22 protein-coding genes and 1 pseudogene are annotated in these 13,784 nt (G+C 53.8%); all 23 read left to right on the forward strand.

Annotated features, from left to right (window positions below; translation table 11 throughout):
* The 23 genes and pseudogenes from H9X81_RS06005 to H9X81_RS06115 all read left to right on the forward strand — a co-directional run bounded on the left by H9X81_RS06005 (window position 1) and on the right by H9X81_RS06115 (window position 13,780).
* On the forward strand, window positions 1-591 hold the full coding sequence (locus H9X81_RS06005; RefSeq protein ID WP_204720551.1) for a hypothetical protein: 591 nt from the start codon (window positions 1-3) through the stop codon (window positions 589-591).
* Window positions 592-605: 14 nt separating this feature from the next.
* Window positions 606-1,445, forward strand: coding sequence for a DUF2262 domain-containing protein (locus tag H9X81_RS06010; RefSeq protein WP_204720553.1), 840 nt, complete (start codon window positions 606-608; stop codon window positions 1,443-1,445).
* A gap of 13 nt (window positions 1,446-1,458) precedes the next feature.
* Complete coding sequence (locus H9X81_RS06015; protein WP_204720556.1) at window positions 1,459-1,962, forward strand: DUF2004 domain-containing protein; 504 nt, start codon at window positions 1,459-1,461, stop codon at window positions 1,960-1,962.
* Window positions 1,952-2,389: a hypothetical protein gene (locus H9X81_RS06020; RefSeq protein ID WP_204720558.1), complete on the forward strand. Its 438-nt coding sequence runs from the start codon at window positions 1,952-1,954 to the stop codon at window positions 2,387-2,389. The genes H9X81_RS06015 and H9X81_RS06020 overlap by 11 nt, the downstream gene beginning before the upstream one ends.
* Window positions 2,390-2,421: 32 nt before the next feature.
* Window positions 2,422-2,976: an SUKH-3 domain-containing protein gene (locus tag H9X81_RS06025; RefSeq protein WP_204720560.1), complete on the forward strand. Its 555-nt coding sequence runs from the start codon at window positions 2,422-2,424 to the stop codon at window positions 2,974-2,976.
* Complete coding sequence (locus tag H9X81_RS06030; protein ID WP_204720562.1) at window positions 2,973-3,977, forward strand: DKNYY domain-containing protein; 1,005 nt, start codon at window positions 2,973-2,975, stop codon at window positions 3,975-3,977. The genes H9X81_RS06025 and H9X81_RS06030 overlap by 4 nt, the downstream gene beginning before the upstream one ends.
* 16 nt (window positions 3,978-3,993) lie before the next feature.
* Window positions 3,994-4,540: pseudogene (locus tag H9X81_RS12085) on the forward strand (hypothetical protein).
* 16 nt (window positions 4,541-4,556) lie between these two features.
* Complete coding sequence (locus H9X81_RS06040) at window positions 4,557-4,883, forward strand: DUF5713 family protein (RefSeq protein ID WP_055270415.1); 327 nt, start codon at window positions 4,557-4,559, stop codon at window positions 4,881-4,883.
* A 5-nt stretch (window positions 4,884-4,888) separates the two neighbouring features.
* Complete coding sequence (locus H9X81_RS06045; RefSeq protein ID WP_204720564.1) at window positions 4,889-5,236, forward strand: hypothetical protein; 348 nt, start codon at window positions 4,889-4,891, stop codon at window positions 5,234-5,236.
* 36 nt (window positions 5,237-5,272) lie between these two features.
* A complete protein-coding gene (locus tag H9X81_RS06050; RefSeq protein ID WP_430673029.1) occupies window positions 5,273-6,004 on the forward strand; it encodes a DUF4241 domain-containing protein in 732 nt (243 codons plus the stop codon).
* A gap of 66 nt (window positions 6,005-6,070) precedes the next feature.
* Window positions 6,071-6,307: a hypothetical protein gene (locus H9X81_RS06055; protein WP_204720568.1), complete on the forward strand. Its 237-nt coding sequence runs from the start codon at window positions 6,071-6,073 to the stop codon at window positions 6,305-6,307.
* A gap of 15 nt (window positions 6,308-6,322) precedes the next feature.
* A complete protein-coding gene (locus H9X81_RS06060; protein ID WP_204720570.1) occupies window positions 6,323-7,804 on the forward strand; it encodes a hypothetical protein in 1,482 nt (493 codons plus the stop codon).
* 12 nt (window positions 7,805-7,816) lie between these two features.
* Complete coding sequence (locus H9X81_RS06065) at window positions 7,817-8,035, forward strand: hypothetical protein (protein ID WP_430673030.1); 219 nt, start codon at window positions 7,817-7,819, stop codon at window positions 8,033-8,035.
* Window positions 8,036-8,076: 41 nt separating this feature from the next.
* Entirely contained in the window at window positions 8,077-8,946 is an 870-nt protein-coding gene (locus H9X81_RS06070) for an NADAR family protein (protein WP_204720572.1), read from the forward strand.
* Window positions 8,934-9,392 (forward strand): C-GCAxxG-C-C family protein, encoded by a 459-nt coding sequence (locus H9X81_RS06075; RefSeq protein WP_243424044.1) that lies wholly within the window; start codon window positions 8,934-8,936, stop codon window positions 9,390-9,392. Before H9X81_RS06070 ends, H9X81_RS06075 begins: the two co-directional genes overlap by 13 nt.
* A 23-nt stretch (window positions 9,393-9,415) precedes the next feature.
* Window positions 9,416-9,859, forward strand: coding sequence for an Imm51 family immunity protein (locus H9X81_RS06080; protein ID WP_204720574.1), 444 nt, complete (start codon window positions 9,416-9,418; stop codon window positions 9,857-9,859).
* On the forward strand, window positions 9,849-10,178 hold the full coding sequence (locus tag H9X81_RS06085) for a hypothetical protein (protein ID WP_204720576.1): 330 nt from the start codon (window positions 9,849-9,851) through the stop codon (window positions 10,176-10,178). The genes H9X81_RS06080 and H9X81_RS06085 overlap by 11 nt, the downstream gene beginning before the upstream one ends.
* An 18-nt stretch (window positions 10,179-10,196) precedes the next feature.
* Window positions 10,197-10,493, forward strand: a complete 297-nt coding sequence (locus H9X81_RS06090) for a DUF6881 domain-containing protein (protein WP_204720578.1) — start codon at window positions 10,197-10,199, stop codon at window positions 10,491-10,493.
* Between the two features lie 16 nt (window positions 10,494-10,509).
* Entirely contained in the window at window positions 10,510-11,196 is a 687-nt protein-coding gene (locus H9X81_RS06095; RefSeq protein ID WP_243424045.1) for a hypothetical protein, read from the forward strand.
* 13 nt (window positions 11,197-11,209) lie between these two features.
* Window positions 11,210-11,488, forward strand: coding sequence for a hypothetical protein (locus H9X81_RS06100; protein WP_204720582.1), 279 nt, complete (start codon window positions 11,210-11,212; stop codon window positions 11,486-11,488).
* A gap of 13 nt (window positions 11,489-11,501) precedes the next feature.
* Window positions 11,502-12,476, forward strand: a complete 975-nt coding sequence (locus H9X81_RS06105) for a hypothetical protein (RefSeq protein WP_204720584.1) — start codon at window positions 11,502-11,504, stop codon at window positions 12,474-12,476.
* A 79-nt stretch (window positions 12,477-12,555) separates the two neighbouring features.
* Window positions 12,556-13,404 (forward strand): hypothetical protein, encoded by an 849-nt coding sequence (locus tag H9X81_RS06110; protein ID WP_204720586.1) that lies wholly within the window; start codon window positions 12,556-12,558, stop codon window positions 13,402-13,404.
* Between the two features lie 25 nt (window positions 13,405-13,429).
* Window positions 13,430-13,780: a DUF6547 family protein gene (locus tag H9X81_RS06115; RefSeq protein ID WP_204720588.1), complete on the forward strand. Its 351-nt coding sequence runs from the start codon at window positions 13,430-13,432 to the stop codon at window positions 13,778-13,780.
* Window positions 13,781-13,784: the final 4 nt, after the last annotated feature.

Genomic DNA, 13,784 nt, shown 5'->3' on the forward strand with positions numbered 1-13,784 from the left:
ATGACAGAAGAAACCAGAACCTACATCACCCATCTCAAGGTCACGGATGCCCCGTGGCACCGGCTCACCACCGCCTATGGCCGGGGGACGAATTTTCCCGCACACCTGACAGTGCTGGAACAGATGCGTGATTTGGCGTCCGTCAAAGAGTCCCTCTACGAGCTCACCACCAACATGGAGCACCAGAGTACTCTGTGGCACGCTACCCCTTTTGGCATGGTGTTCCTGTGCCGAATTCTGGAGAAGGCCCTCGCAGAGAGCGGGCAGAACCCCGTGGCCCATTTCCTGTTCGGGGAACTGCTGGACTTCTTCTCCTGCATCCTCCAGTGCTTCCACGACGGGGATGAGATGGAACACGCCGAGCCGCTGCCGCTGTTCTCCGATCTGCTCCGGGAAGAATACCTGTGGTCAGAGGAATACGACGAGGAAGAAGATGAGATGCGCTACGAGGAGGACGAGGTTTTCCCTGATGACCTGTTCTACAGCTTCTATTACTACTCCTGGCAGGCGGTGAAGGCCTACCAGGATGTATTGGAGCAAGTCCCGGCAGAGTTTTACAAGCCCGCTGCCGAAGTGCTGGAACTGCTGTAAAGGAGGCTGCACCAGTGTTTGAAGAATTCTATGAGATGTATGAGCCCGAGGAGCAGGAAGTGGTCGCGCTGATCAATCGCTGCATTGGGGGCGGATATAACTGGAAAGGCAACTTTTGGGAAATGACCGTTGTGACGCTGGGTATCGTGTTCTGTGACACCGGCAAGGTCAGCACCAAAGAGGAGCGGCTGGATTGGCCGGTCACCGAGGAGGAACGCAATAGTGACAAAGGCTGGGGACGCTTTGGCAAGGAGCAGATCTGCCGCCTGAAGATCCGCCGGATGAAAGAAGAATGGGCAAAGGATCTGGTGGTGCGCCCCTGGTGTATCTCCGAGATAGTCAATGCCCATGAGGACTGCCCGGAACTTCAGGCCGTTCTGGACGAGTACCACAAGCCGGTGGTGATCCAGGACCAGGTGCTGGGAGAACTGACACTGGACAAGGACTATGATACCTTCGAGGGTGAAATCCAGTGGCGCGGAAAGAATGTAAGCCTTTCTCTGGAGGTCAATGCCGAAAGCAATCCCTCCTGGACCCGCGCCCGCAGTGCCGCCAAGAAGCTGCTGGCTGATTGCGAAACCTGGGACAAAGCCATGCGGGAGCTTGCAGCCAAGAACCTGACCGAGCTGGCCAACAACTGGCTCTCCCAAGATGAAGAAAATCCCCGTGACCCGGAAACAGACCCCATCACAGAGGAAGAACTTGCCCGGCGGATCAGCCTGACGAGCCTGTCCGTCACCTCCGGCGGCAGCTTCACCGCCTGGTTTGACTGCGACGAGATGTTCACCGACCATGCGGTGACGGTCTACGGCTCCTTGAAAAAGGGCCTCAAAGCTGCCAATATTGAGGGATAAGGAGGATAACATTATGAAACTGAACTGTAAACGCATTGATTTTACATATACACCCGGTGAGGAGATCTTCAATTTTCCCGAGGAATCGGGACTGCCCTTTCTCTTCGATGTAGAGGAAGAACTGACTGCTGATCCTGCTGCCATGGATGCGGTGGGAGAAATGCTGGATGAGGCGGAGAAATTGGCGGAGAAGGCCAAAGCCGCTATCAAAGCGGCGCTGGCGGACGAGGACAGCCGCTACCATAGCGTTGTGACATTTTTCATGGAGTTCCACCGGGACGATGTAGGCCCGGATATTGCGGCGGAACTATTTCCGGGAACCGACCCATCCAAGCTGTCCTTTGCCGAGATGGTGGACTTTTTGAAGCTCAAGCGGTTCGGCAGTCTGGTGGATGACGAGATGGATCAACAAGTTTTCATTATGGATCTGTCCTTCAACCCGGAGATCACCGACGAGCTGATGGTAATCTACTTTGACTTGAACAAGGAGATTTTCTGTATTACCCATGAAAGCTGATGAAAGAGAATTGCCTATGGAAAAAGCGACTGCTGTTAATACCTGCTTAGGTGTTTTGAAGGGACGGGACTGCATCTATCTGGACCAGGTGAAACAGGATGCTCTGAACAATCTGACCTTTACGGGGGACATCAATGGCCATCTAATCTCCCAGTGCAGGGACGAAAAAGACTGGTTTCCCTACACACTCACCTTCCGGCAGGTGCTGACCTATTTTACTTGTGAATTGGACACCTATGAAAATCTGGCTGGGACGGAGTATCTGGATGGCAGTTCCTTCGATTTAATTGAGGACAGCACCTGGCTGAAGTCTCTGCCAGTGCGGGAAGACTTTGACAAAAGCATCTATCAGCACTACCGGCTGTTTACATACGATGATGTTTACGACATCATTGCGGTTTCCTATGAGTTTGCGGCAGAGTTGTAAATGTCTGAAACCTGGTAATGGAGGTAACCACCATGATCAAAGAACGCATCCCCATCTCCGGCGATCTGGGCAGCAAGGTCAAGCAGCTGATGGAGTACGCCGGCTGGCAGGAAGGACGAAAAGTGGACATCTCCATTGCGGAGAAGTATTACGCCGATCATGGAGTTCCGATGATGAAGACCACCCAGCGGTTTTACCGCAAGTATTTCGGCCTGTGCTGTCAGTGGTATCTGGCGCAGAAAAAACTGAACTGGGCAGCTGACTTTCAATTCGCTTTGTTTCCTTACCTGGTCAACGGGATCAAAAACCATTTGGAAGAAGCCTATTTTCGGGATATGTCCGGCTGTGAACTGGCAGAGATCGAACAGGCTGCCGGTGAAAAATGCCAGCCTATCGGTCATATCGGCTACTACTACCCGGCGGAGGTTTGGATCTCCGAGTACGGGAAACTGTATGCGAAATATGAGTATCAGGATGAGATCGAGTGCTTTCCGGATGTGTTTGCCCTGATTGAGCGGGACCTGCGGCAGTGTAAATTTGATTCCGCTGCCATGAAAACGGTTGAGGCATTGGATGGAAAACTATGAAACAGGACTTTACTATTTGGCGCAATCAAATATTGCAGAATCCCCAGAACATTTCACCGCTGAAATTTGGTATGTCACAGGATGAGGTCATAGAAATCTTCGGGAATCCCGATGCTGTTTCCACCATGAGAAGCCACGGGAAACCTTTGATCCTCAAATATCATGACATTGAACTGCATTTCGATAGAAAGGCCCCTTATGGGCTCTACTTAGTTTATAGCGACGACGAGATTGAACTGAACATAACAGAGCATCACGAAGAACTGCTGCAACCTATCACCAGCACAGAGCCGGTGGACAATGAGTTTTTCCTTCAAGATGGAGCCGTTTATTTCTCTGGCCTATATGAAAACGGCTTGTTGAAGGGTGTTTCGCCCAAAGACTTCTGCTGCTGGCATTACTGGGGCAAATCCTCTACGGCCTGCTTTGTCGGTGGGATTCGCCTGCGTGGAGCAGACCCAGCATCGTTTCAGGTGTTAAACTATGCCTACGCGATGGACAAAACAGCCGTCTATACCACCAGCGGGAGAATCCCAGATGTAGAGCTGGCAGCCTTCCAGGTGTTGGACAACGGTCAGAACGATTCGGGTGCGCCCCAGGGATATGCAAAGGACAGCCGGCAGGTCTACTTCCACAACGGAGATGGCAAGGTAAAGATCATCAAAGGCGCGGAAGTTTCCTCTTTCCGCTCGTTGGGCGATACCTATTTTGCCAGGGATGAGAAGCGAATCTATGCTTACGGCAAGCAGCTTCCCAAGGCGGATCTGCCCTCATGGGAATTGCTCAGTCACTGGTATTCCCGCGATGCCAGGCGGGTGTACTACCTCAACCGGGAGATTATGGGGGCGGATCGGGACAGTTTTACGGTATGCACCCCGCCAGACGCACCACCGCTTGCCGATCATCTTGCCCGTGACAAGGAACATTTTTACCAAAACGATGAGATAATTGAAGAACCGCTGTGGCTGGAAAGGCTGCATGAGTTAAAACCAGAACAGTAGACGGAGGGAAACGGCTATGGATTATTTGAAAGCACTGCGTGATGACCCTGATCTGGCAGAGAAGTTTGATTCCCTTTTTGACTTCTTTCTGCTGGATGAGTTGTCTCCGAGGGATGAGGTGGATGGTCGAGCAACCTTCACACTGCCCGGTATGGCTTTTGCCAGAGATGGCTCCGGCGGAGAATACCACCTGTTGGAAGATGGCTCCATCGGCTATTACAGCAGCGAGGGGGGAGGCAGGCCGTCTGGCTGAGAGCATGGATGACCTTTTTTCACTGATTGTGAGCTGCATCTGCTGGCACGACTGCTGTGACGCAAAGGAGTATGCGAACTCCAAAACACTGGAGGAATACGGACAGAGGCAGCGCAGCATCAACTTGGAAGATATGGATATGGACAGCTGGCGGCGGGTAGCTGATGCGCTCGGCATCCCTACCGATGAGCCGCTGGCTCCGGTTCTGGAGCGGTTCCGCAAAGCAACACAGCGCCAGCCTCTGTATCAGTGTATGTTCCATGAGGATGATGGCAGCCTGACCGAATCATACGGCCTGATGTTTGAATGAGAAAGGAGCAATCCCTATGAAAGCATTTGACCCCAATTACAAACTGCTGGACGAGATGTATCAGGACGATTACTATCCTGCTTTTCTGGTAGACAAGGTAAAGGACGAACTTCAGAAGGTCATCGACCTGCTGGAGAGCGGCGAAACCGACATTGAAGTAGTGCAGGAGACGCTGGACGAGGCGGTCTGCGGCATCAATGATCTCCAAGAGGAGTTTGACGAGAACGACAGCGAGATCGAAACGGTGGCCCGGGATTGTATTGGTGTCACTGTGGCCTACATTCTGGAGTGGTTCGGCATTCCGATTGATATTGAGGAGGCCATCCGAGAAAGGGACTGGTAAAAACAATGTCCATTGAAAATATGTTTGGCGACCTGGATAAGATCGACATTCTGGCAGAAACCAAAGCCGGAGAAGTGGTGATGGTTTTGGTCTGCAACGGCTTTATTGACGGCTCCCCGGAAACGCAGAAGGCCCTGCTGGACAAGATGGAGGGCTATCTGAACCACACCCAGAGTGAGGAGTTTCAAAAGGAATATGGTGGCTGGCCCGTGATTTTGCGTGTGACCCTTGGCCGGGAGCCGGATGAGCACATTCTGGCCCTGCTCAGCAAGTGTCCTGCTTGGGCGGCGGACTATGGCGTAAAGCTGGAAATTGAAATTGGAGGAAACCAGGTACGCATTGTAGAGAGCTGACCTATGCTTAAACCGAATCAACAGGAGGAAACTACCATGCCGACTACTGAATGGCTGAACAAATACGAATCCATCAAGGACAAACTGGCATGCAAAACGGACCTGGACGCCCATTTCACAGAGAAAGTGATCGGGAATATGGGCGTGGATGTGCTGGACATTGGCACCGTCCATTTCCCCACCGGGACGATCTTCGCCTGCGATCCGCTGGTGGAGCTGGAGGATACACCGCCCTTTATACAGACAATCCCCGTCGGGACTTATCCCGTAAAGATCTGTGTGGTGCCCAGTGAGAAATATGGTGACCGCTACGCCTGCGTCAAGGTGGAGGTCAGCCGGGAAAAGCCTGTCCGCTACGAGCTGGGCATGACCGGCAAAGAGGATCTGGACGAGGAACTGGGCGAGGACGAGTATTTTGGCTTTGGCGTAGACGCTGGAATGGGCTGTGTGGCCGATATCCAGACCCAGGCGGCCTTCCAGACATACTGGGCCAAGCGGTTGGAGGAGGACCCGGACATCGACCCCTACAACGACCTGTTCTGCGATTTGCTGGAGGAAAACGCCAAAGCCCACCCCAAATATCAGGGGGACTACGGCGACTGGCTCAACTGGACGGTACCGGACACGGACTGCAATCTGCCCATCTTTGCTTCCGGCTGGGGTGACGGCTACTATCCGGTCTACTTCGGCTATGATGCAAAGGGCGAAGTCTGCGCCGTGTATGTGCGCTTCATCGACATTGAAGCCAGCTACAAGGAGCAGGCGTAAGGAGGTGAACAGCGATGGAATGGCCGAGACGGGCGCGGACAGTGGACTGGATTATGAGGGATACGTATGCCTTGGGTATATGAAGCCTTTGGCCCAGACGGTCAATGTAAATTGTTCGGTGTGAACATCTTTGACTACGACTGGCAAACCACCGGCAAGCGAGTAAAAGTCAAAGACCCGATCTATCACCAAGACCATACCTTCGAGGTCTGGCAGGTGGAGATTGACGGGCAGATCCACCGCTTTGCCGCCGGGGAGTTCTCCAACTGTGTATGGGGATTCTATCTGGAAAAGAACGGATGAGAGGAGCGTGGCGCCATGAAAGCCAACGCCGGAGAGGTCTATACAGTCTATAACCAATATCTGAAACGCTACACCGCCTGTCAGGTGGCCTATATTGCGCCGCCGGACACGGTGAGCGAAGAATCTTGGGCGGTGGTCCTCTCTCTGGATTGGGTGGGCGACGCCCCTCTGACTGCGGAGGAACTGCCCCATCTCCGCCCGCTCTACAAGGACTTCATGTACTGGTCCCGCGACCTCCACCTGCTGCGGGTGCCGTTGGAGGTCCCGCCCCAGTACACGCTAGTGGGCACACTGCCGCCCTTCACCGACCAGCCCTGCCGCTCCTATGGCGGCTGGAGTGACGGCTATGATACGTATCTCCAGATCCGGTGGCAGGCCATTCCGGAGGAACGGCGGCGGGCCTTCAAGGAGGCCATGGAGAGCGAAGAGAAAACGGAGATCGGCGGTATCCCGGTGAAGGTCAGCAGCCATCGGGTGACGGACCAGTACGAACCATTCGATTCGGCGCTGGAACTAAAGGCGCTGCCTTGCCTCTCCACCCTTATCTGCGAGCGGTGGCACCCGGATCTGCTGGAGTTTTTGCGGGAAAACCCCTTTGTTGATGAAGTGACTTTGCTGAACCACGGTCAGAGGACACTTGATCTGCGGGGCACCAGCATCAGAAAGCTGATGCTGGACATGACCGGGCTGGAGGAGCTATGGCTGTGTGAGGGAACGGAGCAGCTCCTGTTCCAGAACAAGGGGCTGGACGCCTGTACCATCCATGCCCCCGAAGATGGCAGCGGTTTGACCCTCCAATTTATCGGGGAATACCGCCCGCACACGGAACTGCCGAACCTACGAGGGCTGCATGGCATCGAGCTGAAGGACTTTGATTTGACCGGACTTGCTGCTGTTCATCCCCACCTGAAGGAACTGAGGCTCTGGGGCGCGCCGGGAAACCTGGGGAACTTCTCCGCCGTGGGAGGGTTCTGGGAACTGACGAACCTCTCCACCTTCGACCTGTTCGGCTTCGGCGCAGCTGACATCCCCACCCCGGAGCAGATGCCGGAGCTTCGCTGGTTCTGGATGACCAGCCTGCCGGAAGATGCGGCAAAAGCGGCAAAACAGCTCTGGAAAAGCAAGCCGGGAATGGATCTGCGCCTCACCAAGCCCCGGAAACCGGAGTGGCTGGCGCAAAACCTGGATAATCCATTCCGAGGCTGGGACGGCGCGGAGCATATTCCCACCTCCGCTGCGAAAAAGGCAGCCAATCAATACCGCAAGACCCGTTCCCAGTTGATGAAGCTGGCCGCTGAACCGGGTGAAGACGCCCAGGCCCAGGCGTTAGATGCGGTGACAGCCTACACCCAGACCTTCAACAAGATGGGCTTTATCGAAACCGAGGAGCGGGATGAAATTTACATGGCCCTGCGGGGTATTCTGGATGCCCTGCCGGGCGATGCGCTTCAGAAAGATTCCCTGATTGAGAAGTTTGATGAGCTTCGTGATTTTTGAGGAGGGGCGAGAATGGACCAGACAGTAATTTACAATGGCCAAATTCTTACCCTGACGCGCTGTTGGACGACAGGAGAGCTTTGCCTTTGGATCACCGACCTGGAGCAGATCGGGATGCCTAAAATGGAATTTGTGGGAGGCCACCCGGACGAATACTGCATTTTCCTGAAAAATCTGACGAAATCAGAGCTGGCACAGATCACTTCTCTGAATGGCGCCCACTGGATGTAAAAGAAGAACTAAGCGATATCTGACAGGAAAGGACAAGCCCTATGGCACTGCAAGATAAGAAAATAATGCCTCCCCCATGGCTGGCCCACCGGGAGATCGAGCGATACTCCATTGGCTGGCGCATGGGCTATGGGGAGGATTACATAGACCGATTTGGCGATTGGCTGGACACCCTCTCACCAGAGGAGCGGACGGAATACCGCACTCTCTTTCCCGAGCCAGTGACCTGGAAGGGCTGGTGGGATGACGAGGACAGGGTTGAGGTGCTGACGCACGGTGACTTCTTGGTGGATGCGTGGCAGCCGGAGGGCCAGCCCAAGTACACCTGCCAGTGGCTCCAGCAGGAGTTTGCCGCGGGGAGAACACGAGAGCTATGCCTGTTCTGGGGCCATCAGCCTGCCAAGGATAGCCAGCTGACAAAAAGCTGCCTCAGCCAGTGGTGGATGGAGGACTTCTATACGACGGCTGACTCCTACCTCTGCATGGAGCAGTATATGATGGCTGCCAAGGCCGAGCTGTTCGGCGACAAAGAGATCCGGGACCAGATTTTGAAATGCAGCGACCAAAAGCAGATCAAGGCCCTGGGCCGCAAGGTGCGGGGCTTTGAGCAGAAGGTATGGGACAAGTTCAAGTACGCCATTGTGCTGCTTGGCAACTGGCACAAATTCAGCCAGAACCGCGAACTGCGGGAGTTTTTACTTTCCACCGGGGACAGCGTGCTGGTGGAGGCCAGCCCCTATGATGCCATCTGGGGCATCCGCCTCGCAGCCAACTCCCCCGAGGCTCAGGACCCCATGAAGTGGCGGGGACAAAATCTGCTGGGCTTTGCGCTGATGGAGGTGCGGGACGAGCTGCGCCGGGTGACACAGAATGAAATGCTTTGCGATTGGAGTATGGTATGGCAACAATGAAACTCTATGAACTGGTCAACCACTACCACATCGGCACGGAACTGACCTGCGCCGAGGCGATGTTTATGGCCTGCAACGAATATTACCATCTGAATTTGTCCGAGGAGACCCGGAAAATGTTCTCCGTCATGGGCCTTGGGATGCAGACCGAGCACTCCTGCTGCGGCGCCTTCACCGTGGCGGTGGGAATCATTGGGCTGATGACCGCCAAAGAGGGCCAAACGGATGTGAGCAACATGGAAGGCTATCAGATGATTTCCGAATTGACCGACTTTATGCTGGGCTTCTATGGAACGCTCCACTGTGTCGAGCTGCAACAGCTGGAAATCATGGGTTATGAAAACCCTTGCCACGCCATTGTGGAGGCGTTGGCCAAGAAGTTGGAGGAGTTGCTGGCGGGCCGCAGGATTTTCCAGCCGATAAATGGGGGACAGCTCAGTTCCTGATATGCTGGAAAGGGAGGGAAGACATGAAAGACTTTTCCCAATACGGAAACAGACCGGACGACCAGTGGGAAATGCTGCCCTGGATACCCGATCCGCGTCCGCCCTTCAAAATCTGGGTGAAGCCGGAGCAGATCGCGCCATTCTTTCTCATTCCTCACCACCCCTATGCCATCTCCCTTCTTCTGAAAATCAGCGACGGATTCCGGACGGAGGAATTCCGCAGGCTGGGACTGAGCGGCAGTTGCGGAGACTGGGAACGGCTTGTTCGGGGCGTGATCCGGGAGTTTGAGGAAAATAACAGCGGTGTGGATCTGTTTCACTTCGACTCCGACGAAGATGTGTTCTGCGTGTACTCCCAATACATCGATGATTTGATGCTACTGTCCAAAATGATCCGGGCGGCCTGTGACAATGAAAAAACGATGGGGACTTATCTGGGTATAGGTGAGGTGGAACATGAGAAATAAGGAGCAGGAGATTGCATGGCGAAAAGTAATAGAAGCCTGCATGGAGGATGTGAAATACCACTTCGCTGACATAGAGCAGGCCGTTGAGTTTGGCTGGTACATCCAGCCAGACAATTACTTTGTGTCCTATATCTTTGCCACCGACGCACAATTAGAAACAGCACAGCAGAGCGGCCTTACGGAACAGATCAATTCCTATCACAGAGAGCAGCTGATAAAGCGTGATTACCCCATTGAGGGAATCAAGGACTGCACCTTTGCCTCACAGGAGGAATGTGACCGGGAATTTGGCGGGAATTGGTATTACTATTTCAAATGATACGATGAGGGCATCGATATGATTGAGTACATCAAACTTTTTTGGGAGGACGCACCGGAGGGAGAACCACTGGTCATCCTCTATGAAGTGGATACCGAAGATGAGCGGCTGGCCCTCCGCTCCATTGACATTTTTTCGGATGGCCGCACCCGCAACATCCCTGACCTTTACGACGGCGCCATCGAGATCACGCCGATCCCCACCGTGGAGGAATTGAACGCCCATGTCTGGGGTGAGGAGTTCCACGCCTGTATCATAGAGCAGGCGGAATTTGAGGCCATCTGGGAAAGCCGATTTTATAGCGGAGCGTTTTGAAAAGCGAGGAATGACAATGGTTGAAATCAATCGTGTCTGGCTCAATGTGGATACAGACACCAACAAAATCACACTATTCAGCCGTCCCCGTGTATCCATCCATGTGGATGAGTACATTTGGAGTTTGATCGAAGAACATATCGTGAAGCCCCATAAGCTCATGCGCAGCGAAAAGCATAAGTATCTGCTGAAAATTGCCTTAGGCCGATTTGATCCGGTGCGGCACCGATATTATCCGCTTTCCCCGTACAACGGACAGCTTCGGGAAGGCGTCAAGCCGGACAGCGCAAACGGATGGTATCCCCGTGAGGACTTTGCGGACGCTGCGGAACGCGCCACCTGGTTCTCCCCCGATAAAATCTGGACAAACTGCGGCAACAAGGTTCTGGATGTGAATGTTGATGCCGCCAACGTGAGCGAGAGCATCACCCCCAGAGAATACGCAGACTTGCTGTTCGATGGGATTGGGGCAGCACTGGTGTTTAACTTCAAAAGGCTCAAACGCGAGGAGTTTGATGAGCTGAAACCCAAGATTGACTGGAGCATGGTGGAAAGTTTTCCCTTTCCCGCACCCTTTGAGGAGCAACAGTACATTGGAGACGAGGGCAAAATTCATGTGTATTTCTGGGATGGCCGGCAGGAAACGAACCTTGTGGGCCCCTATTCCGTACGGGAGTTGTATCTGGAGTATTTCAAAGAATAGCGAGGGAGATTTTGTGGGACAAGACTGGCTCAAGATGGATTTTGGCACGGGAAAGGTCACCTTTCTGGATGCCATGCGAAAGGAAGATATGCTGCAAGTGGAATATCCCAACAGACTCCTGCTGGACATGGGATGGTATCAGGACAGGTACATCATTTCTATCATTCGAGATTTTGATTGGATGCATCCAATCAAGCAATATAAAACCACAGAGGGAAATCAGCTTTCCACATTGTTGGCAGAGGCTGTTCACCTTGTAGAAAACAAATCACAGTCTGGCAAAGCGAATTGAAAAAGGATTTGCTATGAACGAAAAACTATTTCGCACCCAATTCAATCAAATAGAAATCACCGAGAAACAGGCGCTGATGGAAAGTCTTGCCGCTCGTTATGCTATGACTTTTCTCGGCCTGCAGCCCTTTGACCGCTGGGGTCAGAACTGTACCACCGGCATATTTAAGAAAGATGGCCGGGAGTTTGTCTTCGTTCCCGGCGATACCGTCACCCTGGGCTGGGAACGGTTCGCCATAGGGCTCAGTCAGGACAGCCGAGAGGAACTGGATTATCTGTTCCAGGAATGGGAGATGGAACAGGACCCGGAGGAGATGATCCGGGAAAGTATGGCTCCTGTTCGGCAGGCAGCTATTGGCCCTATGCTGGTGGGCCGGGAACTGGAGGAACTCTGCTGGGAGCCGGTCACAATGGCTGATCCCAGGCTGATCGCCCACCCTGACTGGCTGAAGCAGTTCCGGGAGTTTGCCTGGAGCGACCTTGACAGCTTTACTATGCACCAGTCGACCCGCATTGAGCGGACGGAAAAGGGCTTTCAGATCTGGATCTATAAGCGCACAGACTACGATGCGCTTCTTGCCGGGCTGGAAAAGCAGGGTCTTTCACTGCCTACGGCAGACGAGTGGTCCTATCTGTGCGGCGGCGGGTGCCGCACCCTGTTCCCTTGGGGAGATGGGATGGACTACTCCATGCATCTGCACTGGTTCGAGGATATGGAGGAGGACGGGGACAGGCCCTACGACATGGAGGAGCCCAACTTCTTCGGCCTGTCCATCGCCTATGACCCCTATATGCGGGAGGTCGTGAAGTCCGAGCAGTTTACCACCTGCGGCGGGGATGGCGGACGCAGCATCTGCGGTGGACTGGGGATCTTCCTCGGTTTCCTGCCCTGTTCGCCGCACTGCAAGCCGGAAGTGCAGGAGGACAAGGAGCTGAACGGCGACTATGACTTCTACCGGCCTATTATCCGGGTGGATATGGACGGTTAGAAGAAAAAACTGGACACCCGGCTGTGGGGCCGGTGTGGAACCTACTACTTACAGAAAAAAGACTGAAGGAGGCGTCAACATGGATGTCGTGAAACTTCCCAAGAAAGTCCGCATGGTCTGCTATGAGATTATGGACGGCAAAGAAGAAGCCTTGGGCACGCTGGAATCCTTTGCCGATAAATATCCCCATCAGGTAGCGGCGGTCAAGGCCGAGGTCGCATATTTCAACCTGGACTATGAAAAGGCGCTGGCTTTGGATCTGGCCATCCTGCCCTGGCTGGAGGAGTGGTATTACAGCAATGTGAGCGATGAACACATGATCGCCATGACGGTGGCCGCCATCCAGCTCCACCGGGAGGAGAAGCTGATTGAGGCGCTGACGAAAGAACAGGCGCGCATCCGGGCGGAGAACGGCCTCCCCCAGCGGGATCGTTTCTGTGACATCCTGATGGATTATCTCAAGCGGGGTGTTATGCCCTTTGCGGACAACGATAAGAACTTCCCCTACCATGAACCGGAGAAACCGCAGACAAAGGAACAGCTCTGGGCAAAGCTGGTGGAACAGTATAAGAAGCTCTCGCCAGACGATCCCGATGCCAGGCGGAAGCTCTATAACCACTGCTGTATGTTCGGAACCGCCAGGGATGCCGTAGATCTCTTTGAGGAGATTCAAGGCGTGCCCATGGCTGACTCCTCCTATCGGGACGCAATCGCCCGCTATCTCTACTTGGGTGAACGGGAGAAGGCGCTCCAGACAGCGGAGCGGTTGGCAGCATCGCGGCTGTGGGCGGTTGCCGGACCGACGCAGGTGCGTCCCATGTCCTTTTTTGAGGACCCGAATCTGCGGGAGTTTTTGCTGGAGCCGGAATCCCTCCGGCGCATCCGGGAAGCTGCCTTCATTGATGACGGGAGTTTGATCCGAAAGTAAATTGCTTGGGAATGGAGGATCTGCTATGAGCAAGGAGCTGGAACTGTATAAAGCATTCATTGACGGCCTTGTGGAGCGGAAAGACAGCATGACAGCCCTGTGGGTCAAGGGTGATGGTTTCCCCAAGACAGAGGACAACAAGGCGAAAAATGATCTTCTCGCAACACTGACACCAGAGCAGAAAGGTGTGCTGGCCGAGATGCTTCAGGAAGAACATATTGCGGGTATCTATACTACCCTTGCTTATATCAATAAAATGATGGACTTGGATGGTTTGGAGCTTCATCAGGACGGTGAATCCTATCCCAACGACCATTTTGAGAGTTTGCATTATGACTTCATCAGCCGTTGTAACGGAGATGAGTGGCCGGAATAAAAGG

The sequence above is a fragment of the Hydrogenoanaerobacterium saccharovorans genome, assembly GCF_016901815.1.
GTDB lineage: Bacteria > Bacillota > Clostridia > Oscillospirales > Ruminococcaceae > Avimicrobium > Avimicrobium caecorum.